The sequence below is a fragment of the Flavobacterium pisciphilum genome (assembly GCF_020905345.1).
Lineage (GTDB): Bacteria > Bacteroidota > Bacteroidia > Flavobacteriales > Flavobacteriaceae > Flavobacterium > Flavobacterium pisciphilum.
Genome location: NZ_JAJJMO010000001.1, coordinates 80,198 through 101,293, shown reverse-complemented (window position 1 = coordinate 101,293; position 21,096 = coordinate 80,198). Strand labels below are relative to the sequence as shown.

Annotated in this window: 18 protein-coding genes; 13 read left to right on the top strand and 5 right to left on the bottom strand. The window is 32.0% G+C overall.

The genetic code is table 11. The features are described from left to right. Nucleotides 1-64: 64 nt before the first annotated feature. The 5 genes from porX to LNQ49_RS00435 all read right to left on the bottom strand — a co-directional run bounded on the left by porX (nucleotide 65) and on the right by LNQ49_RS00435 (nucleotide 8,004). Nucleotides 65-1,618: a T9SS response regulator signal transducer PorX gene (gene porX, locus LNQ49_RS00455; RefSeq protein ID WP_229986830.1), complete on the bottom strand. Its 1,554-nt coding sequence runs from the start codon at nucleotides 1,616-1,618 to the stop codon at nucleotides 65-67. 171 nt (nucleotides 1,619-1,789) lie between these two features. After that, entirely contained in the window at nucleotides 1,790-3,193 is a 1,404-nt protein-coding gene (locus LNQ49_RS00450; protein WP_229986829.1) for a TolC family protein, read from the bottom strand. After that, nucleotides 3,183-6,353 (bottom strand): efflux RND transporter permease subunit, encoded by a 3,171-nt coding sequence (locus tag LNQ49_RS00445; RefSeq protein WP_229986828.1) that lies wholly within the window; start codon nucleotides 6,351-6,353, stop codon nucleotides 3,183-3,185. Before LNQ49_RS00445 ends, LNQ49_RS00450 begins: the two co-directional genes overlap by 11 nt. Nucleotides 6,354-6,361: 8 nt before the next feature. Next, nucleotides 6,362-7,483 (bottom strand): efflux RND transporter periplasmic adaptor subunit, encoded by a 1,122-nt coding sequence (locus LNQ49_RS00440; protein ID WP_229986827.1) that lies wholly within the window; start codon nucleotides 7,481-7,483, stop codon nucleotides 6,362-6,364. Nucleotides 7,484-7,506: 23 nt separating this feature from the next. Beyond that, nucleotides 7,507-8,004 (bottom strand): GbsR/MarR family transcriptional regulator, encoded by a 498-nt coding sequence (locus LNQ49_RS00435; RefSeq protein WP_229986826.1) that lies wholly within the window; start codon nucleotides 8,002-8,004, stop codon nucleotides 7,507-7,509. A gap of 237 nt (nucleotides 8,005-8,241) precedes the next feature. On the opposite strand from LNQ49_RS00435, the gene LNQ49_RS00430 reads away from it, so the two are divergent. The 13 genes from LNQ49_RS00430 to LNQ49_RS00370 all read left to right on the top strand — a co-directional run bounded on the left by LNQ49_RS00430 (nucleotide 8,242) and on the right by LNQ49_RS00370 (nucleotide 21,046). Continuing rightward, on the top strand, nucleotides 8,242-9,471 hold the full coding sequence (locus LNQ49_RS00430; protein WP_229986825.1) for an HD domain-containing protein: 1,230 nt from the start codon (nucleotides 8,242-8,244) through the stop codon (nucleotides 9,469-9,471). Nucleotides 9,472-9,511: 40 nt separating this feature from the next. After that, a complete protein-coding gene (gene lpxD, locus LNQ49_RS00425) occupies nucleotides 9,512-10,555 on the top strand; it encodes a UDP-3-O-(3-hydroxymyristoyl)glucosamine N-acyltransferase (protein ID WP_229986824.1) in 1,044 nt (347 codons plus the stop codon). Then, on the top strand, nucleotides 10,548-11,936 hold the full coding sequence (locus LNQ49_RS00420) for a bifunctional UDP-3-O-[3-hydroxymyristoyl] N-acetylglucosamine deacetylase/3-hydroxyacyl-ACP dehydratase (RefSeq protein ID WP_229986823.1): 1,389 nt from the start codon (nucleotides 10,548-10,550) through the stop codon (nucleotides 11,934-11,936). The genes lpxD and LNQ49_RS00420 overlap by 8 nt, the downstream gene beginning before the upstream one ends. 72 nt (nucleotides 11,937-12,008) lie before the next feature. After that, entirely contained in the window at nucleotides 12,009-12,794 is a 786-nt protein-coding gene (lpxA, locus tag LNQ49_RS00415; RefSeq protein ID WP_035624097.1) for an acyl-ACP--UDP-N-acetylglucosamine O-acyltransferase, read from the top strand. Nucleotides 12,795-12,879: 85 nt separating this feature from the next. Further along, the gene (efp, locus tag LNQ49_RS00410; RefSeq protein WP_129538468.1) at nucleotides 12,880-13,446 is read left to right on the top strand and encodes an elongation factor P; all 567 of its coding nucleotides are present in this window, start codon (nucleotides 12,880-12,882) and stop codon (nucleotides 13,444-13,446) included. A 97-nt stretch (nucleotides 13,447-13,543) separates the two neighbouring features. Beyond that, entirely contained in the window at nucleotides 13,544-14,473 is a 930-nt protein-coding gene (locus tag LNQ49_RS00405) for a UDP-3-O-(3-hydroxymyristoyl)glucosamine N-acyltransferase (protein ID WP_229986822.1), read from the top strand. A 2-nt stretch (nucleotides 14,474-14,475) separates the two neighbouring features. Beyond that, a complete protein-coding gene (locus LNQ49_RS00400; protein WP_229986821.1) occupies nucleotides 14,476-14,838 on the top strand; it encodes a nuclear transport factor 2 family protein in 363 nt (120 codons plus the stop codon). 86 nt (nucleotides 14,839-14,924) lie between these two features. Next, complete coding sequence (gene sucD, locus LNQ49_RS00395; RefSeq protein ID WP_229986820.1) at nucleotides 14,925-15,797, top strand: succinate--CoA ligase subunit alpha; 873 nt, start codon at nucleotides 14,925-14,927, stop codon at nucleotides 15,795-15,797. A gap of 142 nt (nucleotides 15,798-15,939) precedes the next feature. Continuing rightward, on the top strand, nucleotides 15,940-16,368 hold the full coding sequence (locus LNQ49_RS00390; protein WP_229986819.1) for a hypothetical protein: 429 nt from the start codon (nucleotides 15,940-15,942) through the stop codon (nucleotides 16,366-16,368). Nucleotides 16,369-16,491: 123 nt separating this feature from the next. Next, a complete protein-coding gene (gene fabG, locus LNQ49_RS00385) occupies nucleotides 16,492-17,238 on the top strand; it encodes a 3-oxoacyl-[acyl-carrier-protein] reductase (protein WP_229986818.1) in 747 nt (248 codons plus the stop codon). 134 nt (nucleotides 17,239-17,372) lie between these two features. Further along, the gene (locus tag LNQ49_RS00380) at nucleotides 17,373-19,400 is read left to right on the top strand and encodes a hypothetical protein (RefSeq protein ID WP_229986817.1); all 2,028 of its coding nucleotides are present in this window, start codon (nucleotides 17,373-17,375) and stop codon (nucleotides 19,398-19,400) included. 65 nt (nucleotides 19,401-19,465) lie between these two features. Next, nucleotides 19,466-20,299, top strand: coding sequence for a DUF4846 domain-containing protein (locus LNQ49_RS00375; protein ID WP_229986816.1), 834 nt, complete (start codon nucleotides 19,466-19,468; stop codon nucleotides 20,297-20,299). Next, nucleotides 20,300-21,046: a M15 family metallopeptidase gene (locus LNQ49_RS00370; RefSeq protein ID WP_229986815.1), complete on the top strand. Its 747-nt coding sequence runs from the start codon at nucleotides 20,300-20,302 to the stop codon at nucleotides 21,044-21,046. The last annotated feature ends 50 nt before the right edge of the window (nucleotides 21,047-21,096 follow it).

Below are 21,096 nucleotides of genomic sequence, written 5' to 3'. Positions count from 1 at the left end.
TATATATTTTTAAAGCAAAATTATTTTGACTAATGCTAATTAAATGCTGTGATTAAAACCCTAATTATTTAGGGTTAAATATCAAGAATGGGATTATCATTTCTTCTAAGGAAATTCCACCATGCTGATAGGTATTTTTATAATAACTCACATAATGATTGTAATTATTCACATAAGCCAAAAACAAATCATTTTTTGCAAAAATAAACGAACTACTCATATTTATGGCAGGTAATCCTATTTTTTTAGGTTCTTTTGCAACATACACATCTTTTTGCTCGTACGTCAAGCTACGCCCAGTTTTGTAACGTAAGTTCAAACTTGTATTTTTATCTCCAACCACTTTGGATGGGTTTTTTACATTAATTGTCCCATGATCTGTAGTAAGAATTAATTTAAAACCTAAGTGCTGAGCTTGCTGTATAATTTCTAACAAAGGAGAATTTTTAAACCAGCTCAATGTCAGCGATCGGTAGGCTTTGTCATCTGAAGCCAATTCCTTTACAACATCTAGTTCAGTTTTAGCATGCGATAACATATCCACAAAATTGTAAACCACCGTAACAAGATCATTGTTCTTAAGTGCTTTAAAATTTTCAGCTAATTTTTTTCCACTTGCTAGATTGGTGATTTTAAAATAATCTTCTTTTATATTTAATCCCAAGCGTTTTAGTTGCGCACTTAAAAATTCAGCTTCAAATAAATTTTTCCCTCCGTCTTCTACATCATTTTTCCAATACTCAGGAAATTGCTTTTCCATTTCAATAGGCAACAAACCTGAAAATATTGCATTTCTAGCATATTGTGTAGCCGTAGGAAGTATGGAGAAATAAGGAACTTCTTTTTCTAACTTATAATAATTACCTACTACTTTCTCAAATGATTTCCATTGGTCGTAGCGTAAATTATCTATTACTACAAACAAAATTGGCTTGTCTTTCTTTTTAATTTCCGGAACTACTAATTCTTTAAACAGGGTATGCGATTGAATTGGTTTATCCGCTTTTGGTGCAAACCAGTCTTCATAATTGCGTTCTATGTATTTCCCAAATTGTGAATTAGCTTCAACTTTTTGAGATTCTAAAATCTGAATCATTCCTTGATCATTAATATTCTCAAGCTCCAATTCCCAAAAAATCAACTTCTTATACAACTCAATCCAGTCTTCATAAGAATTGACCATTGCCATTTCCATAGCAATTTTTCTAAATTCCTTTTGGTAGTCTAATGTTGTTTTTTCAGAAATTAATCTTGAATGGTCTAAGTTTTTCTTTAAGCTTAATAAAATCTGATTTGGATTCACGGGTTTAATAAGGTAATCGGCTATTTTAGACCCGATGGCTTCTTCCATGATATATTCTTCTTCACTTTTGGTAATCATAATCATCGGAATGGTTGATTTTTTTTCTTTCATCTCAGAAAGTGTCTCCAATCCGCTCATTCCTGGCATATTTTCATCAAGAAAAACAATATCAAAATTGTCCTCTTCAAAAATTGCAATTGCATCAAGACCGTTATTACATGTCGTTACTGCATAATTTTTTTTCTCTAAAAATAGTATGTGTGGCTTTAATAAGTCGATTTCATCATCAACCCAAAGTATTTTTATCTTATCCATAATTATATAGCTTGTTCAAAATTGTTAAATCTAAGTGGCAATTTAGTTCTTTTTAAAACGGCTATTTATTAATATTATGATAATTTTTAGTGTAAAAAAACAAAACCACTGAATATAAAAATATTCAGTGGTTTTAATATAAAAATTAATAAGTAACCTAATTATGAAATCTTATTGCCATCCACCACCAAGGGCTCTATATAATTGAATAATGGCATTGTATTGTGAAAATTTATTATCTATTAAAGTTAATTCTACATTCAGTGCATTGTCTTTTGCAGTAAGAACTTCTAGATAATTCACTAAACCATATTTCAATAATTCATCTGAATAATCTGTAGCTACTTTTAAAGCATCTACTTGTTTCTGACGAATTACAATTTTTTGGGTTTCGTTATTATATTGCGCTAATGCATCTGAAACTTCTCTTCCTGCATTAAGTAAAGATTGCTCAAACTGTATGTATGCAACTTCTTGATTTGACTTAGCTATTTCTAGATTTGTTTTATTCAAACGTTGATTAAAGATTGGCTGTGTTAATCCTGTTACAATATTTGCAAAAAATGAATTTGAACTAAACCATTCTTTAAGATCAATACTTTGTAATCCTCCAGTTGCAGTAATTTTAAATGTTGGATAAAAATTACTTCTTGCAACGTTGGTTCTTTCAAAATTTGAAATCAAATTATATTCTGCAGCAATTACATCAGGTCTGTTTCTTAATAAAGTTGCAGGTACACCAAGTGTAATCTCTGGTTGTGTTTTTTGAGCTTCAAAACTACTTCTTTCAACTTTAGTAGGAGCTACACCCAAAAGAATACTCATTTTATTTTCAAAAAGAATCGTGTTCACTTTTAAATCAGCGATGATAATTTCTGTTGCATATTTCTGAGCCTCTGTTTGTTTAACTCCAACTTCGGTTACATTTCCAGCATCTTTCAAAGCAATTATCGCTTCAACACTTTCGGTTCTGTTGATCAAAGTCTCTTCTGATAATTTAATTTGCTCATCTATAGCAATTAACTGATAGTAAGTTGCAGCAATATCAGCAATTAATTGTGTCTTAACAGCTTGGTTTGCAGCAGTAGTCTGTAAATAAGCTGCACTTGTTGCACGTTTATTACTTCTAATTTTCCCCCAAATATCAGCTTCCCAACCTAGAGTACCACTTATCTGATACTGATCAGTACTACGATTTTGAAGTAAAGCTCCAAATTGGCTGTTTTTTGATAACTGTTGATGTGTCCAATCTGTACCAACTGAAAGAGTAGGGAAGTACCCTGCTTTTCCTTGTTTCATTAACGCTTCGGCAGCTGCAATATTTTGCATTGCAATTCGAATATCTAAGTTATTCTCTAATCCTTTTCTAATATAACCTTGCAAAATAGGATCTGTAAAAACTTTATCCCAAGAAAGATTTGCCATTGAAGTACTGTCTTTAGAAACCACTTCGGTTCTATATAAGTTCTCCGTTTTAATATCCTTTGGTCTTTCGTATTCTTTTGCAACGAAGCAGGATTGCATAACAGTTGCCGTAAAGACAACTGTTACTATTTTATATACATTATTTTTCATTTTCTTCGTCTAAAAGTGTAACATCTGATTGTTGCTCTGTAAATGGTTTTCCAGAGATTCTTTCTTGTAAGCTTTGGAAAATAATAAACAATATCGGAATTACAAATACTCCAAAAATTGTTCCTATTAACATTCCACCTACAGCACCCATACCAATTGAACGGTTACCTACTGCACCAACTCCTGATGATAAAGCCAATGGCATTAAACCAAAGATAAAAGCAAGAGAGGTCATTAAAATAGGACGCAAACGCGCTTTTGCACCTTCGATCGCAGCCTGAGTTAAATCCATCCCGTGTCTACGCCTTTGTATGGCAAACTCAACAATCAGAATGGCATTTTTGGCCAGTAGTCCTATAAGCATTATCAAGGCTACCTGGAAATAAATGTTATTTTCTAATCCTGCTAACTTCACAAAACCAATAGCTCCAGCAATACCAACAGGTAATGAAAGTAATACTGATAATGGAACTAAATAACTTTCGTATTGTGCACTTAATAAGAAATATACAAATATTAAACTCAATAAAAATACTCCAGCTGCCTGACTTCCTGCAAGAATCTCTTCACGTGTCATTCCAGAGAATTCGTAAGTATAATTTTTAGGTAAATGCTGAGCTGCTACTTCCTGAACTGCTCTAATCGCATCTCCAGAACTATATCCTGGTTTTGCTTTACCATTTACGTTTACTGCTTTTAACAAGTTGAAACGAGCAACTGCTTCTGGTCCGTAAATTCTTTTAAAATCAACAAATTGATTTATAGCCACTTGCTGACCTGCAGCATTCTTAACATAAATAGTATTAATAGATTCTAGAGTAGCTCTTTCAGACGGTTTAGCCTGAATCATTACACGATATTGTTTACCAAATTTATTAAAATCTGTAGTATACAACCCTCCGTAATACCCTTGCATTGTATTAAAAATTTCTGAAACCGAAACCCCAGCATTTTTAGCTCTTTCTACATTAATATCCATTTGATATTGTGGAAAGTTAGGGTTAAAGTTTGTAACAGCATATTGAATTTCAGGTCTTTTCATTAATTCACCTAAGAACTCATTACTTACTTTACTTACTGTCGTCCAATCATCATCACCTTTATCTTGAATTTTCAATTCAAATCCGTCAGCAGATCCAAAACCTTGTACACTCGGAGGTGTAAAGAATAAAGCTTTAGCATCTTTAAAATGCGCTGTTCTTCCGAATAACTCACCTACAACAGCATCTACCGATTGATTAGCTTCTTTACGGTGTTCCCAATCTTTTAATTTAATTACAGAAAAGGCATAAGACCCACCATTTACACTATTCAATAAACTAAAACCAACAACACTCATACGTGATTCTACAATATCCATTGATGCCAAAATAGAATCCAATTCATTAACTGCTTTTTGAGTTTTCTCAATTGTAGTTCCTGGAGGAAGTGTTAAATCGGCAAAGATGATACCTCTATCTTCATTAGGAATAAATCCTGAAGGTGTAGTTTGGAATAAAAAGATAGTAATCGCACAAAATGCTAACAATCCAGTTATTGCAACCCATTTCTTTCTTGCTAAGAACCCTAGAGACTTAACATATTTATTGTTCATTCTATCAAAACTAGTATTGAAAGCAATAAAGAATCGATCTTTAAAATTTTTCTCATGGTGTTCTGAATCTTCGTGTGGCTTCAAGAACAAAGCACATAACGCCGGACTTAAAGTCAATGCATTTACAGCTGAGATCAAAATCGCAATTGCCAATGTAATCGCAAACTGTTGATAGAATACTCCTGATGGTCCACTTAAGAATGATACTGGTATAAATACCGCTGACATTACTAATGTAATAGAGATAATCGCACCTGTAATTTCACTCATTGCAGAAATAGTAGCCTCTTTTGCAGATTTCACTCCTTCATCTAATTTGGCGTGTACAGCCTCGACGACGACAATCGCATCATCGACCACAATACCAATAGCCAAAATCATTGCAAACAATGTTAACATATTGATAGAGAATCCAAATACCTGCAGGAAGAAAAACGTACCTACAATTGCTACTGGAACTGCTATTGCTGGAATTAACGTAGAACGGAAATCCTGCAAGAATAAAAACACTACAATAAATACTAAGATAAAAGCTTCAATCAATGTTGAAATTACTTTTTCTATCGAAGCATCAAGGAACGTTTTTGTATTATATGGAATAACGTAATCTATTCCTTTTGGAAAATCTGGTTTCGCATCATCCAAAATACTCATAACCTCAGTGATGATGTCTTGTGCATTCGAACCTGAAGTTTGGAAAACCCCAACAGCAACACCTTGTTGTCCCATTGCTAAGTTTTTATTCCCATAATTAAAAGCTCCCAACTCTACAGTTGCAACATCTTTTAAATGAACAAAATTACCATTACCTGTAGATTTAATTACAATATCTTCGTAGTCTTTAATTTCAGAAAGACGTCCTTTATATTTAATTACGTATTCGTAAATACCATCTGCATTTTCTCCAAATTTACCTGGAGCTGCTTCTACGTTTTGTTCTTGTAATGCTGCCTGAATGTCTCTCGGAGATATATTGTAAGCAGCCATTTTTTCTGGATTAATCCAGATTCTCATAGAGTAATCTTTGGCTCCAAAAACATTTATTTGTCCTACACCTTTAACACGTTGTAATTTTGGTACAAGGTTAATTTTGGCGTAATTCTGAATATAAGTTTCATCGAAATCTTTGTTGTTCGAATACAAAGCAAAGAACATCAAAGCACTCGTCTGACTTTTCAGTGTCGTAACTCCTGTTTGTACAACCGCTTGTGGCAGTTTACTAGTAGCACGAGAAACTCTATTTTGAACGTTTACTGCAGCAATATCTGGGTCAACTCCAAGTTCAAAATAAACAGATATTTTTGCAGATCCATCATTCGCTGCAGAAGACGTCATGTATGTCATTCCTTCCACACCGTTTATTTCTTCTTCTAAAGGAATCACAACACTATTTAATACTGTTTCAGCATTAGCTCCAGTATATGTTGCAGTTACCTGAACGGTTGGAGGGGCAATTTCCGGGTATTGTTCTATAGGTAAGGACATCAATCCTAAAACACCCAATATGGTGATTAAGATAGATATTACCGTCGAGAGAACTGGTCTTTCTATAAACGTCTTTAACATCTTGTATATTATTTTTTAGCTGTAGTATTTTTTGTTTCCGCTGCTTGAACAGCAACATCTTTAACTTGCTGTGGTACAATTTCCATGTCATCTTTTAATTTAGATGCTCCTTCTACTACAACAACATCTCCATCTTTAAGTCCACCTGTAACAATAAAATCTAAACCTGAAGTTCCATTTGTTTCAACAATTGTAGATTTTACTTTATTTCCTTTTTCAACAATATAAAGTGTTTGTTTTCCTTGCACTTCGAAAACTGCATTTTGAGGAACCAACATTACATTCTTTTGTTCAATAGGTAAACGAATAATTCCTGTACTACCACTTCTTAAGATACCTTCAGGGTTATTAAAGTCTGCTCTAAATTGTGTGTTTCCAGTTGAAGCATCAACTAAACCATTCATTGTAGCGATTTTTCCTTTTTGATCGTATTCAGTATTATCTACTAAAATCAATGAAACTAATGGTGCAGATTTTAATTTTTCAGCAGTAGTAGCACCTTTAAAAGTTTTATTAAACAATAACAACTGTTTTTCATTCATTGAAAAATAAGCACGAACAATTTTTGTGTCAGATACTGTTGTTAAAGGCACTTCGCTAGTAGCGCTAACTAAACTTCCTTCTCTAAATGGCAACCCGCCAATTACTCCACTTACTGGAGAAACGATTGTTCCATATCCAATATTAGCTGCAATACTACCGTAAGTACTTTTTGCTTGTGCTAATTTAGCTTTAGCCGTTTCTAATTGAACAATACTAATAATTTTTCTGTCAACTAGTGGTTTTAATCTGTCAACTTCTACTTGTGCAGCTTGAACTGCAGCTTTAGCAGCAGATGCATCTTGATTTAACGTTTGAGTTTCAAGTTTAAAAAGTAATTGTCCTTTTTTTACAACCTGACCTTCATCAACATAAATTTTTTGAATATACCCATTCACTTTTGGGCGAATTTCAACATTATGCTGTCCTTCTAGATTTGCACTATACTCTTGATATACTACAGCATCTTGTACTGAAATTGTTTTAACTGGGAACGGAGCTGGACCTTGTGGTGGAGCTTGTTCTTCCTTTTTTTTACATGATGCAAAAACCAGCATGATCGCTATTAGGGAGAATGAAATATTCTTCATTTGGATTTAAATTTAAATTTGATTTATGAATTATTATTTACTTTTTCTATTTCTACGAATTCTATAATTGTTTCTTTCAACAATTCTTCAACTTTTTTAACGTGACCTTTATATGCTTTTGCATGTTCTAAATTAATTCTTTCCTCTGGGCTGTCCATAGTTTTTTCTCTGTAAGTAATCATTTTATCTATTATTTTCTTTTCAATTTCAATTATTTTAATATAATTGGCAAATCGTTCACTAAAGGGGGAGGGTCTAAAATATTTTTTTCTATCACCATGCAAAGTATAATAATCGATCTTTCCCATTTTCAAGAGAAAATTCAAATTTGTTGATACTGAACTTTTGCTAGCGCCAACCTTTTCAACTATTTGTTCAAAAGTTAAACCTGTTTTACAAGCTTCAACTATTAATAGGCCTAAAATTCTAGAGCAAAGTGGTGGTAAATGGTACACTGTTTCGAAATGAATACCGAATAACTCTATTAGCTCTTCTTTTTCCTTTTGTATACTAGTGTCCATAATTTTTTTTTACAAAGATAAAATTGGTTCGCAATTTACCGAACTAAACGAACTTAAATTTGTGTTAATTATTTCTTAGCTAAAAAAAAGCGTAATATTGCCTTTTCGATGTACTAATTTAAATAATTATGATAACATTACATCAAAAAAGTTTATTTGTTTGCTTTTTTCTAAAAAATGTAAAACAGAATAAGTCTATAATTAGTTATATTTGTTGACCTAAAAAATAACCAAATAGTGAATATTATAAATAAGCTGAAAATTTTCAATGATCCGATTTATGGTTTCATTTCCATTCCAAATGCTTTAATATATGATTTAATAGAGCATTCATATTTTCAGCGTTTACGCCGAATTTCACAAATGGGGCTGTCCTATTTGGTCTATCCTGGAGCAAATCATACTCGTTTTCACCATGCCTTAGGCTGTATGCATTTAATGCAAAAAGCAATTGAAACATTACGTTTTAAAGGAGTTATAATTTCCGCAGAAGAGGAGAATGCACTGCACGTGGCTATTTTACTACATGACATTGGGCATGGGCCATTTTCGCATGCAATGGAGAGAAGTATCGTTGAAGATGTAAATCACGAAGCAATCTCTTTATTATTTATGAATCAATTAAATATTGAATTCGACGGAAAGCTAAGTTTAGCGATTCAGATTTTTAAAGGAGATTATCACAGAAAATTTATGTTGCAATTAATTTCTAGTCAATTAGATATGGATCGCATGGATTATCTTAAACGTGATAGTTTTTATAGTGGAGTAGCCGAAGGAAATGTAAATTCGGAGCGTTTAATCCAAATGATGAACGTTGTAGATGATGTTTTGGTTATTGAAGAAAAAGGAATTTACTCTGTCGAAAAGTTTTTGCTTTCTCGCAGATTAATGTATTGGCAGGCTTATTTACATAAAACTAGTTTGGTTGCTGAACTTATATTGACAAAAGTTTTAAAAAGAGCCAAAGAATTAACTTTAAAAGGAATTCACCTTCCTTGTAGTGAACCTTTGCTATTTTTTATGCAAAACAAAATTACCCTAGAAACTTTTACTCCTGAAACATTGGAGTTGTTTTCTCAATTGGATGATTTTGACATAATTGGCGCTTTAAAATCTTGGCAAAAACATGATGATTTTATTCTTTCTACCTTAAGTAAGATGATAGTAAACAGAGACTTATTAAAAATCAAATTAACTAGTGAGAAAGTTTCATTAGAAGAATTACAAAGCTTAAAAGAACGATTTGCTGCACAAAATAATATTTCAGCAATAGACGCAAGTTATTTTATATATAGAGGGAAAATAAAAAATCAAGCTTACAGTAAAGAGGCCGAACCTATACGAATATTAAAAAAAGATAAAACAATTGAGGATGTTGTTGAAGCCTCAGACCAGCTGAATTTGAAATCGTTATCTAAATTGGTAACAAAGTATTACATCTGCTTTCCAAAACAACTGATCTAAAATTAACATTTAAAACCTATTTTTTTATATTTTTGTCGCAATGAAATTTACAGCAGAACAAATAGCAGAAATTTTAGGAGGAGAGGTAGTTGGAAATCCCAATGCAGAAGTTTCTCGCTTATCTAAAATAGAAGAAGGTACAGAAGGATCTCTTACTTTCTTGGCTAACCCTAAATATATCAATCATATATATTCGACAAAAGCATCAGTAACTATCGTTAATGATACTTTCGTTCCCGAAACAGAAATTAGCACAACCTTAATTAAGGTTGATGATGCTTATGCGTCATTTTCTAAATTATTAGAGTTTTATAATCAAGTAAAATTGAATAAAAACGGAATTGAACCGCAATCTTTCTTGTCAGAAAGTGTAAAACATGGAGAAAACCTATACTTAGGGAGCTTCAGTTATGTGGGACAAAATGTAGTTTTAGGTAACGATGTCAAAATTTATCCTAACTCTTTTATTGGAGATAATGTTGTTATTGGCAATAATGTCCATATTTTTGCAGGCGCTAAAATTTATTCCGAAACTATAATTGGAAACAATTGTACAATTCATTCGGGAACAATTATTGGTGCTGACGGATTTGGTTTTGTACCAAATGAAGAAGGTATTTATAGTAAAGTCCCACAAATTGGGAATGTAATTATAGAAGATAATGTTGATATTGGAGCAAATACAACTATAGACCGAGCAACTTTAGGATCAACAATTATCCGAAAAGGAGTGAAGTTAGACAATCAAATACAGATTGCCCATAATGTAGAAATTGGTGAAAACACTGTAATTGCAGCCCAGTCTGGAGTTGCTGGTTCTACAAAAATTGGTAAAAATGTTATGATTGGTGGACAAGTAGGTATTGCAGGACATTTAACTATTGGAAACAATGTTAGACTGCAAGCTCAATCTGGAGTTGCCAGAAACATTAAAGACGACGAAATATTACAAGGAACACCTTCTCTTGGATATACTGATTTCAACAAATCGTATGTTCATTTTAAGAATTTACCGAAAATCGTTGCTGAACTAGAAGAATTAAAAAAACAAATATTAAACCAAAAAAATGGAAATAATGGTTAAACAGAAGACCATCAAGAAGGAAATTTCACTAACAGGAGTTGGACTACACACTGGGAAAGAAGTAACAATGACTTTTAAACCTGCTCCAATAAATAATGGATTTACTTTTGTGAGAGTTGATTTGCAAGGTCACCCAATCATTGAGGCTGATGCTAATTATGTAGTAAATACTCAAAGAGGTACAAATTTAGAAAAATTAGGTGTTAAAATTCAAACACCAGAGCACGTTTTAGCAGCTTTGGTTGGTAGTGATTTAGACAATGTTATAATTGAATTAAACGCATCAGAACTTCCTATCATGGATGGTTCATCAAAATATTTTGTTGAAGCAATTGAAAAAGCTGAAATAGAAGAGCAAGATGCACAACGTAATGTATATGTTGTAAAAGAAGTTATCTCTTTTACTGACGAAGCTACAGGAAGTGAAATTCTTGTTATGCCTAGCGATGACTACCAAGTTACAACAATGGTAGATTTTGGTACTAAAGTTTTAGGTACTCAAAACGCAACATTAAAAAGTATTGCCGATTTTAAATCAGAAATTTCTAATTCAAGAACATTTAGCTTCTTACATGAATTAGAATCTCTTCTAGAGCACGGATTAATTAAAGGTGGAGATTTAAATAATGCAATTGTATATGTAGATAAAGAAATATCTGACTCTACAATGGAGAACTTAAAGAAAGCTTTTGGGAAAGATAAAATCACTGTTAAACCTAACGGAATTTTAGACAACCTAACATTACATTATCCTAACGAAGCTGCAAGACATAAATTGCTTGACGTTATTGGAGATTTAGCTTTAATTGGAGTAAGAATCCAAGGTAAAATTATCGCTAATAAACCAGGGCACTTTGTAAATACTCAGTTTGCTAAAAAATTAGCTAAAATTATAAAAATAGAGCAAAGAAATCACGTACCAGTTTATGATTTAAATCAAGAGCCATTGATGGATATTCATAAAATTATGTCGGTTTTACCTCATAGACCTCCATTTTTATTAATTGATAGAATCATTGAAATGTCATCTAGTCATGTTGTAGGATTGAAAAATGTTACCATGAATGAGAATTTCTTTGTAGGTCATTTCCCTGAAGCCCCAGTTATGCCGGGTGTTTTAATTGTTGAAGCAATGGCACAAACAGGAGGAATCTTAGTATTAAGTACCGTTCCAGATCCAGAAAATTACTTAACTTATTTTATGAAAATAGACAATGTTAAGTTCAAGCACAAAGTATTACCTGGAGATACATTAATATTTAAATGTGAATTAATTTCTCCTATAAGAAGAGGAATTTGTCACATGCAAGCAAATGCTTATGCAAATGGTAAATTAGTTACTGAAGCAGAGTTAATGGCACAAATTGCAAAAAAACAATAAAGAAAATAGTTAATTATTTAGATTTATTGTTTCAAAAAAAGACAATTTTAATTTAAAATATAAAAAATACAGATGAATCAACCTTTAGCTTATGTTCATCCTGGCGCCAAAATCGCTAAAAACGTTGTAATTGAGCCTTTTACAACAATTCACAATAATGTAGTTATTGGTGATGGTACTTGGATTGGTTCAAATGTAACCATAATGGAAGGCGCGCGAATTGGAAAAAATTGTAATATTTTTCCAGGCGCAGTAATTTCCGCAGTACCCCAAGATTTAAAGTTTGGTGGAGAGGATTCTTTAGCGATAATAGGAGATAATTGCACTATTAGAGAGTGTGTTACAATTAATCGTGGTACGGTTGCATCTGGACAAACAATTCTTGGTAACAATTGCTTGATTATGGCTTATGCTCATATTGCTCACGATTGCGAGATTGGTAATAATGCAATTATTGTAAATGGTGTTGCATTGGCAGGACACGTAGTAGTAGGAAACCACGCTGTAATTGGTGGTTTGGCTGCAATTCATCAATTTATTCACATTGGTGATCACGCAATGATATCAGGAGGTTCTTTGGTAAGAAAAGATGTTCCTCCATATACCAAAGCGGCAAAAGAACCATTGTCATACGTTGGAATTAATTCAGTAGGTTTAAGAAGAAGAGGTTTTAGCACAGATAAAATCAGAGAAATTCAAGAAATTTATAGAATTTTATATCAAAAAAATTACAATACAACCCAAGCACTTAGCATAATCGAAGGTGAAATGGAGGCAACTCCAGAAAGAGATGAAATTTTAGATTTTATTCGAAACTCATCACGTGGAATTATGAAAGGATATTCAGGAAATTACTAGAAAAAGTTCTATCGTTGATTTGTTTAATCGAAAACAAATAAGCGGTTAAACGATTAAACAAAACATAAAATAAAACAAAATCACAATGGCATCAACATCAGACATAAGAAACGGACTTTGTATCAAATACAATCACGACATTTATAAAATTATCGAATTTCTTCACGTAAAACCAGGTAAAGGTCCTGCTTTCGTTAGAACGAAATTAAGAAGCTTAACAACAGGAAAAGTATTAGATAATACGTTTTCTGCTGGACACAAAATTGAAGATGTTCGTGTTGAAACACAAACATACCAGTTTTTATATGCTGAAGGGGATGAATTTCACTTTATGAACAATGAAACATTTGAGCAAATTTCTTTGAACAAATCAATCTTGGATGCTCCAGGATTATTAAAAGAAGGAACAAATGTAATGGTTCAAATCAATACTGAAACAGATTTACCTTTATCAGTAGATATGCCAGCTTCAGTAATCTTAGAAGTTACTTATGCTGAACCAGGAATTAAAGGAAACACAGCAACAAATGCAACAAAATCTGCAACTGTTGAAACTGGAGCTACAGTAAACGTTCCTTTATTCATCAATGAAGGTGATAAAATTAAAATTGATACTGCTTCAGGTTCTTACATGGAGCGTGTAAAAGAATAGTTTTTATAAGTTTTTAGTTTTCAGTCACAGTTGGCAATTTGTTAATATAGATTGAAAATTGAGACTGAAAACTGATACTAAAAACTAATTATAAAATATGAAATTTCAAAAAGTTTGCTCTTTAGAAGAAATTGCAAATTTGCTTAATTGTGAATTTGTTGGTGATAAAAACTTCCCAGTTTTAGGTATGAATGAAATTCATGTTGTTGAACCTGGAGATATCGTTTTTGTAGATCATCCAAAATATTATGACAAGGCATTAAATTCAGCAGCAACAATTGTTTTAATTAATAAAGTTGTAGATTGTCCTGAAGGTAAAGCACTATTGATCTCTGATGACCCTTTTAGAGATTTTAATAAACTTACAAAACATTTTAGACCTTTCCGATTTGCTAATGTTGCCATATCAGATTCGGCAACCATTGGAGAAGGAACCTTAATACAACCCAATTGTTTTATTGGTAATCATGTTACAATTGGTAAAAACTGCTTGATACACCCAAATGTATCTATATATGACCATACTGTAATTGGTGACAATGTTATCATACACGCTGGAACAATATTAGGAGCAGATGCTTTTTATTACAAAAAGCGCCCTGATGGTTTCGACCAATTAATTTCGGGAGGACGAGTTGTAATACAAGATAATGTTGGAATTGGAGCGCTTTGTACTATCGATAAAGGAGTTACGGGCGATACAACTATTGGTGAAGGAACTAAACTTGACAATCAAGTTCACGTAGGTCACGATACCGTTATTGGAAAAAAATGCTTAATCGCTTCACAAACTGGTATTGCTGGTTGTGTAATTATCGAAGACGAAGTAACAATTTGGGGACAAGTTGGTACAACAAGCGGTATTACAATAGGAGAGAAGGCAGTAATAATGGGACAAACAGGAGTTACTAAATCTGTAGAAGGAGGGAAATCTTATTTTGGTACGCCAATCGAAGAATCAAGAGAAAAGCTAAAACAATTAGCTAATATCAAGAAAATTCCTGAAATTCTAAATAAATTAAAATAACTATGACTGCTAAAGAATTTATTCAGAAATTTTATAAGTCGGATGCTTTAATTGATAGTGAAACCTTCAAATTATATTTGCATCCAGAAGTAATTATTGATTGGCATAGTACAAAAGGACCTATCCAGCTTGATTATAATGGAATATTAGATTTATCTAACGAATTAAGTAGAGCCTATGTGCGTTCTAAAGTTCGAATTAGTCATATTATAGAAGAAGATGATTTAGTTTCGGTACGTTATTCTCATTATGTAAAGACTATCGAAAACCCAAGAGAAGAAATGTTATTAGCCCATTTTATGGCTATTTGGCAAATAAAAGACAATAAATTATACCGAGGTTATCAAATGAGTCAATTATTATAAGATATTTTGATAATAAAAAGGTTCAAAATAATTTACAAAACCTTACTTTTGCATCACAATTTTAAAAACTACATAAAATATATATCATGAGTGTTTTAGTTAATAAAGATTCCAAAATAATTGTTCAAGGATTTACAGGAAGCGAAGGAACTTTCCATGCTTCTCAAATGATTGAGTACGGTACTAATGTTGTTGGTGGTGTAACTCCAGGAAAAGGAGGAACTACGCATTTAGATCGTCCAGTTTTTAATACAGTAAAAGACGCTGTAGTACAAGCTGGAGCTGATACAACAATTATTTTTGTACCACCTGCATTTGCTGCTGATGCAATTATGGAAGCAGCTGACGCTGGAATTAAAGTTATCATTGCTATTACTGAAGGAATTCCTGTAGCAGATATGATTAAAGCCAACAGTTATGTAAAAGAAAGAAATGCTAGATTAATTGGTCCAAACTGCCCAGGAATCATTACTCCAGGTGAAGCTAAAGTTGGAATTATGCCAGGTTTCGTTTTCAAAAAAGGAACTGTAGGAATCGTTTCTAAATCAGGAACTTTAACTTACGAAGCTGCTGACCAAGTTGTAAAACAAGGTTTAGGAATAACTACAGCAATTGGTATTGGTGGAGATCCAATTATCGGAACTACTACTAAAGAAGCTGTTGAGTTGTTAATGAATGACCCAGAAACAGAATGTATCGTAATGATTGGTGAAATTGGTGGACAATTAGAAGCTGATGCTGCTAAATGGATTAAAGCTGATGGTAACCGTAAGCCAGTTGTAGGTTTCATCGCAGGAGTTACTGCTCCAGCAGGACGTACAATGGGTCACGCAGGTGCAATCGTTGGTGGTACTGATGATACAGCTGAAGCTAAAAAGCAAATTATGAGAGACAACGGAATTCACGTGGTTGATTCTCCAGCTGAAATTGGTAAAAAAGTAAAAGAAGTATTAGGATAATCTCTAATATTCAAAATAAAAAATTCCAAAAAAAAGTCTCAATATTTGTTGAGACTTTTTTTACATTTTTATAATGTTGGAATTTAGAGTAAAAACTTAGCAACTTAGCCTCTCTGAAGCCTAGAAGCTTAAAATAAAAGATATGCACAAAGAATTAGAAAAGTTTACAGTAAAAGGAAATTTTACTTATACACAAGACGATAGCCTAGAAGAAGCATGCAATGCATCTGAAACTGGAAGTGGAGTTTTTGTTGTTTACGCTATAGATGGTGAAAACAAAGAATTAATCATGGTAGGTTCTACTGGAACTGTACAAAATGATGGAACTCTAAAAAGTAAAAATGGTGGATTACACGATAAAATTGTAAACGGTCACCAATTTGCAAAAACAGGGAGAAAATATTCTTGGCCAGCACAAATGAAAATTGAAAACATCGACAGATTAGAAGTTTCATGGTACGAAACTTTTAATGAAGATGTTAAAGCAATTCCAACAACAGTTGAAGGACAGGTTTTACAAAATTTCTTAGATGAAAATGGTAAATTACCAAGATGGAATGTAGCTTTCTAGTCACACTTCAAATAACAATACAAAAAAGCTTCACTTCGGTGAGGCTTTTTTGTATTACAAATTTTATAAAACGCCTAAATAATCTATATTTGTATTTAGAAAATAAAAAACGAATACCATAATATGAAATTACTAGAAGGAAAAGTTGCCATTATAACTGGTGCAAGCCGCGGAATAGGAAAAGGAATTGCTGAAGTTTTCGCAAAACATGGTGCAAACGTAGCTTTTACATACAGTGCATCTGTAGAATCAGCTTTGGCTTTAGAAAAAGAATTGAATGCTCTAGGTGTTAAAGCAAAAGGATACCAATCGAATGCAGCAGATTTTACAGAAGCACAAACTTTCGTTGATGCTGTTTTGGCTGACTTTGGAACTGTAGATATTTTGATAAATAATGCTGGTATTACTAAAGACAACCTTTTAATGCGTATGTCCGAAGCTGATTTTGATCAAGTAATTGATGTTAACTTGAAATCAGTTTTTAATATGACTAAAGCAATTCAAAAAACATTTTTGAAACAACGTTCTGGATCAATCATCAATATGAGTAGTGTTGTTGGAGTGAAAGGAAATGCAGGTCAAACAAATTATGCTGCTTCAAAAGCTGGTGTTAACGGATTTACAAAATCTGTAGCATTAGAATTAGGTTCTCGTAACATTCGTTGCAATGCAATTGCTCCAGGATTTATTGAAACTGAAATGACTGCAAAATTAAGCGAAGATGTAGTAAAAGGTTGGAGAGAAGGGATTCCATTAAAACGTGGAGGAACTACTGAAGATGTAGCAAATGCTTGTCTTTTCTTAGCTTCAGATATGAGTGCTTATGTTACTGGACAAGTACTTAATGTTTGTGGAGGAATGCTTACATAAGCCACTAAGGTTCTAAGTGACAAAGCTTCAAAGGTTTTAGTTGTAAAGATTTAGATTGAATGTTTTTATACTAACTTTATTTAGATTTTTCAATCATTAAATCTTTCAATTATTAAATCTTTTAATAAAAAAACATGACTACAAACACGATTCTATTATTGGTACTTTCATTAGTAGTTGCAGGAGGTTTGTCATTTTTTCAATATTATTATAAAGCCAAAAGCAAATCAAAATTGAATTTGTTTTTGGCTTTTTTACGTTTTCTATCCATTTTTGGGATATTCGTTTTATTGATAAATCCAATAATCACCAAAAACTCATTAGAAATTATTAAAACACCATTACCAATAGTAGTGGATAATTCAAGTTCTATCATCGCTTTAAATTCGAAAGAAAAAGTTCTTGAATTGTATAAAAAACTAACTTCGAATAAAGAGTTACAAGAAAAGTTTGAAATTCAATCTTATCAATTCGATGCCGACTTTAAACAATCGGAAGAATTTGATTTTAAAGGGAGCCAAACAAATCTAGACGAAATTGCAAAGAATTTAAAAAGCATCAATAAGAATGTAGTTTTCCCAACTGTAATTATTACTGACGGAAATCAAACTACAGGGAATGATTATGTATATCGTTTTGACCCAAACAATAAAGTTTATCCTGTAATAGTAGGAGACACTACAACTTTTTTGGATTTAAAAATAAATCAGCTTAACGTAAACAAATATGCCTTTTATAAAAACAAATTTCCAGTCGAAGTATTCTTGCAATATTCGGGAACAAAAAATATAAATTCTGATTTATCGATTTCTCAGGGAGGTACAGTTTTAGCTAAAGAAAAAGTTTCTTTTTCTCCGTCTAAAAAAACTGCTACTTTAAATATACTATTGCCTGCGGATAAAGTAGGAACACAAATTTTTAAAGCAACAATTTCGTCAAGCGAAAAAGAAAAAAACTCGTATAACAATACTAAGAATTTTGCTGTCGAAATTATTGACCAAAAAACTACAGTAGCTATTGTTTCAACAATAAACCATCCTGATATTGCTTCATTAAAACGTTCGATTGAATCAAATGCACAACGTAAAGTTGTTCTGATTAAGCCTAACGAAATCAAATCATTACAAGATTATAATATTTTAATATTATACCAACCAACTGCTGCATTCAAACCTGTTTTTGACTCAAACAAAGCTGCCGGAATTAACACCTTTATTATAACAGGAAATAATACTGACTTTAATTTCTTGAACCAACAACAAACTGCTTTCTTATTCAGAATGAGCAATCAGAAAGAAGATTATTTGGCCGAATTTAATTCGCAATTTAATTTGTTTGCATCCGAAGAAATTGGATTTGAAAATTTCCCACCCCTGCAAAATTCTTTTGGAACAATAACTACAAAAGAAAATGTTTCGATTTTACTTTCGTCGAAAATTAGAAATGTAGCTACCAATGCTCCATTATTATCTTTTACAGAAAATCAAGGAAAAAGAAATGCTTATCTTTTTGGAGAGAACACATGGAAATGGCGTATGCAAAGTCATATTGACAATCAGTCATTTACCAAATATGATATTTTCATTGACAAAATCATTCAGTATCTTGCTTCAAATAACTCAAAGAAATCATTGGTTGTAAATCATGAAAGTTTTTACAATTCAGGAGATGCCCTAGAAATCAATGCTCAATATTTTAATAAAAATTATGAGTTTGATGAGAAAGCCAATCTTACTATTTCTGTGACCAATACAGAAACGAAGCAAACTAAAAATTACGATTTATTAAAAGACAATAATTTTTATTCCGTAAATTTAGATGGGCTTCCAGCAGGAAAATATACTTTTTCAGTTAAAGAATTAAATTCAAAAACCACATATTCAAGTCGTTTTGAAGTTTTAGATTTTGACATTGAAAAACAATTTGTAAATCCAGATGTTCAAAAATTGCAACAACTAGCACTGCAAACTAACGGAAAAGCATTTTTTCAGAATGAATCAGATTCATTGATAAAAGCGCTTTTAGAGAATCCAGAATACAAAGCAATTCAAAAAAATGTGAGTGCAAAAACTCCTTTGATTGATTGGGTTTGGCTTTTGATTTTAATTTCAATAGCATTAGCAACAGAGTGGTTTGTTAGAAAATATAATGGAATGTTGTGATGAAATATAATCGAATTCCTGTTAACTTTTTGTAATCTTGTAGTTATGAATTAAAAGACTAAATTATGAAAGTTAAATTCTTGTTTATTGTAACAATTTTGATGGTTCTTTTTTGTTATTTTTCATTTTCAAAGACAAATAATACTACCAAAAGTAATCTTTTAGAAAACACGATTCAACAACGTTTTCAGCCACCTCAGGGATTTGTGAGGGAAGAAGAATCTAAAACTTCGTTTGGATATTTTTTACGAAATCTTCCATTAAAACCTTCAGGTTCAAATGTTTTGTATTTTGACGGAACTATAAAATCAAATCGAAATATTTATGAAGCGGTTGTAGATTTACCCATTGGAAAACAGGATTTACATCAATGTGCCGATGCCGTGATGCGTTTACGAGCGGATTATTTTTATAGCCAAAAACAGTACGATAAAATACATTTTAATTTCACAAATGGTTTTCGAGTTGATTTTAGTAAATGGGCTGCAGGTTACAGAATTGCAGTTAAAGGCAACAAAACTAGTTGGGTTAAAACTGCAAAACCATCTGATAGTTATCAAACCTATTGGAAATACTTAGAGACGGTTTTTATGTATGCAGGAACTGCTTCATTAGAAAAAGAGCTGAAATCAATTAATGTTTTAGACATAAAAATTGGAGATGTTTTTATAAAAGGAGGCTTTCCAGGTCATGCTGTTATTGTGGTTGATATAGCTGTGAATCCAAAAAACAACCAAAAAATCATGCTTTTAGCACAAAGCTATATGCCAGCACAGGAAATTCAAATATTGAAAAATCCAAATAAAAGTTCGTTGAGTCCTTGGTACGCCGTCGATTTTGGAACTTCTCTAAAAACACCCGAATGGACTTTTAGTTCTTCTCAATTAAAACGTTTTTAAATGAAACGATTCCTTTTTTTAGTCCTTATATTCCAAAATGGTTTTTCTCAAGAAATCCCATTGAATGTTCAAAAATTAATTAAAGCATATCCAAATCAAATTGTTGGTTATAAAGATAATAAAGTTATTTTTAGCGATAAATCAAATTTGATTTATGATGATTTTAAAAATAAAACGAATCAAGAATTGTTGGAAAATCCAGATATTGAGGATCAATTTAAGTTTGTTTATAATAAAACAAACATGAATTTAATTCCAAAAGAAGATCCTGGAAGAATTCGAAATGAAGCTTTTTTTAAGAAAATTTACGGAAATTCAAAATCAGAAGTTGAATCAAAAATGACTGAAATTATCTGGTGCCCAAAATTAGTCAATCAAAAAATAAAAGTAACATCCGTGAATGGAATTGATAAAATAGTAAAAAAACTCTCGGCAGAATTAGATAATCATCCAGAGTTCAAAAAATATATTAATGCTATTGGAGGTACATTTAGTTGGAGAAAAATTTCAGGAACAAACCGATTGAGTATGCATAGTTATGGAATGACTATAGATATTAATGTCCAAAATTCTAATTATTGGCAATGGGATTGTAAATGTAAAAATGAAGAAGCTACTCTTTCCTATAGAAATCAAATTCCCCTGAAGCTAGTTTCAATTTTTGAAAAATATGGTTTTATTTGGGGAGGAAATTGGAAACATTATGACACAATGCATTTTGAGTATCGACCTGAACTTTTTTTATAAATTTTTTAATTATTTTATTACAAAAAAATATTGTGGAGGAAAGGGCGTTA

Coding starts and splice junctions, on each gene's coding strand:
- porX (WP_229986830.1), bottom strand. CDS start 1,618: ATGGATAAGATAAAAATACTTTGGGTTGATGATGAAATCGACTTATTA.
- LNQ49_RS00450 (WP_229986829.1), bottom strand. CDS start 3,193: ATGAAAAATAATGTATATAAAATAGTAACAGTTGTCTTTACGGCAACT.
- LNQ49_RS00445 (WP_229986828.1), bottom strand. CDS start 6,353: ATGTTAAAGACGTTTATAGAAAGACCAGTTCTCTCGACGGTAATATCT.
- LNQ49_RS00440 (WP_229986827.1), bottom strand. CDS start 7,483: ATGAAGAATATTTCATTCTCCCTAATAGCGATCATGCTGGTTTTTGCA.
- LNQ49_RS00435 (WP_229986826.1), bottom strand. CDS start 8,004: ATGGACACTAGTATACAAAAGGAAAAAGAAGAGCTAATAGAGTTATTC.
- lpxD (WP_229986824.1), top strand. CDS start 9,512: ATGAAATTTACAGCAGAACAAATAGCAGAAATTTTAGGAGGAGAGGTA.
- LNQ49_RS00420 (WP_229986823.1), top strand. CDS start 10,548: ATGGTTAAACAGAAGACCATCAAGAAGGAAATTTCACTAACAGGAGTT.
- lpxA (WP_035624097.1), top strand. CDS start 12,009: ATGAATCAACCTTTAGCTTATGTTCATCCTGGCGCCAAAATCGCTAAA.
- efp (WP_129538468.1), top strand. CDS start 12,880: ATGGCATCAACATCAGACATAAGAAACGGACTTTGTATCAAATACAAT.
- LNQ49_RS00405 (WP_229986822.1), top strand. CDS start 13,544: ATGAAATTTCAAAAAGTTTGCTCTTTAGAAGAAATTGCAAATTTGCTT.
- LNQ49_RS00400 (WP_229986821.1), top strand. CDS start 14,476: ATGACTGCTAAAGAATTTATTCAGAAATTTTATAAGTCGGATGCTTTA.
- sucD (WP_229986820.1), top strand. CDS start 14,925: ATGAGTGTTTTAGTTAATAAAGATTCCAAAATAATTGTTCAAGGATTT.
- LNQ49_RS00390 (WP_229986819.1), top strand. CDS start 15,940: ATGCACAAAGAATTAGAAAAGTTTACAGTAAAAGGAAATTTTACTTAT.
- fabG (WP_229986818.1), top strand. CDS start 16,492: ATGAAATTACTAGAAGGAAAAGTTGCCATTATAACTGGTGCAAGCCGC.
- LNQ49_RS00380 (WP_229986817.1), top strand. CDS start 17,373: ATGACTACAAACACGATTCTATTATTGGTACTTTCATTAGTAGTTGCA.
- LNQ49_RS00375 (WP_229986816.1), top strand. CDS start 19,466: ATGAAAGTTAAATTCTTGTTTATTGTAACAATTTTGATGGTTCTTTTT.
- LNQ49_RS00370 (WP_229986815.1), top strand. CDS start 20,300: ATGAAACGATTCCTTTTTTTAGTCCTTATATTCCAAAATGGTTTTTCT.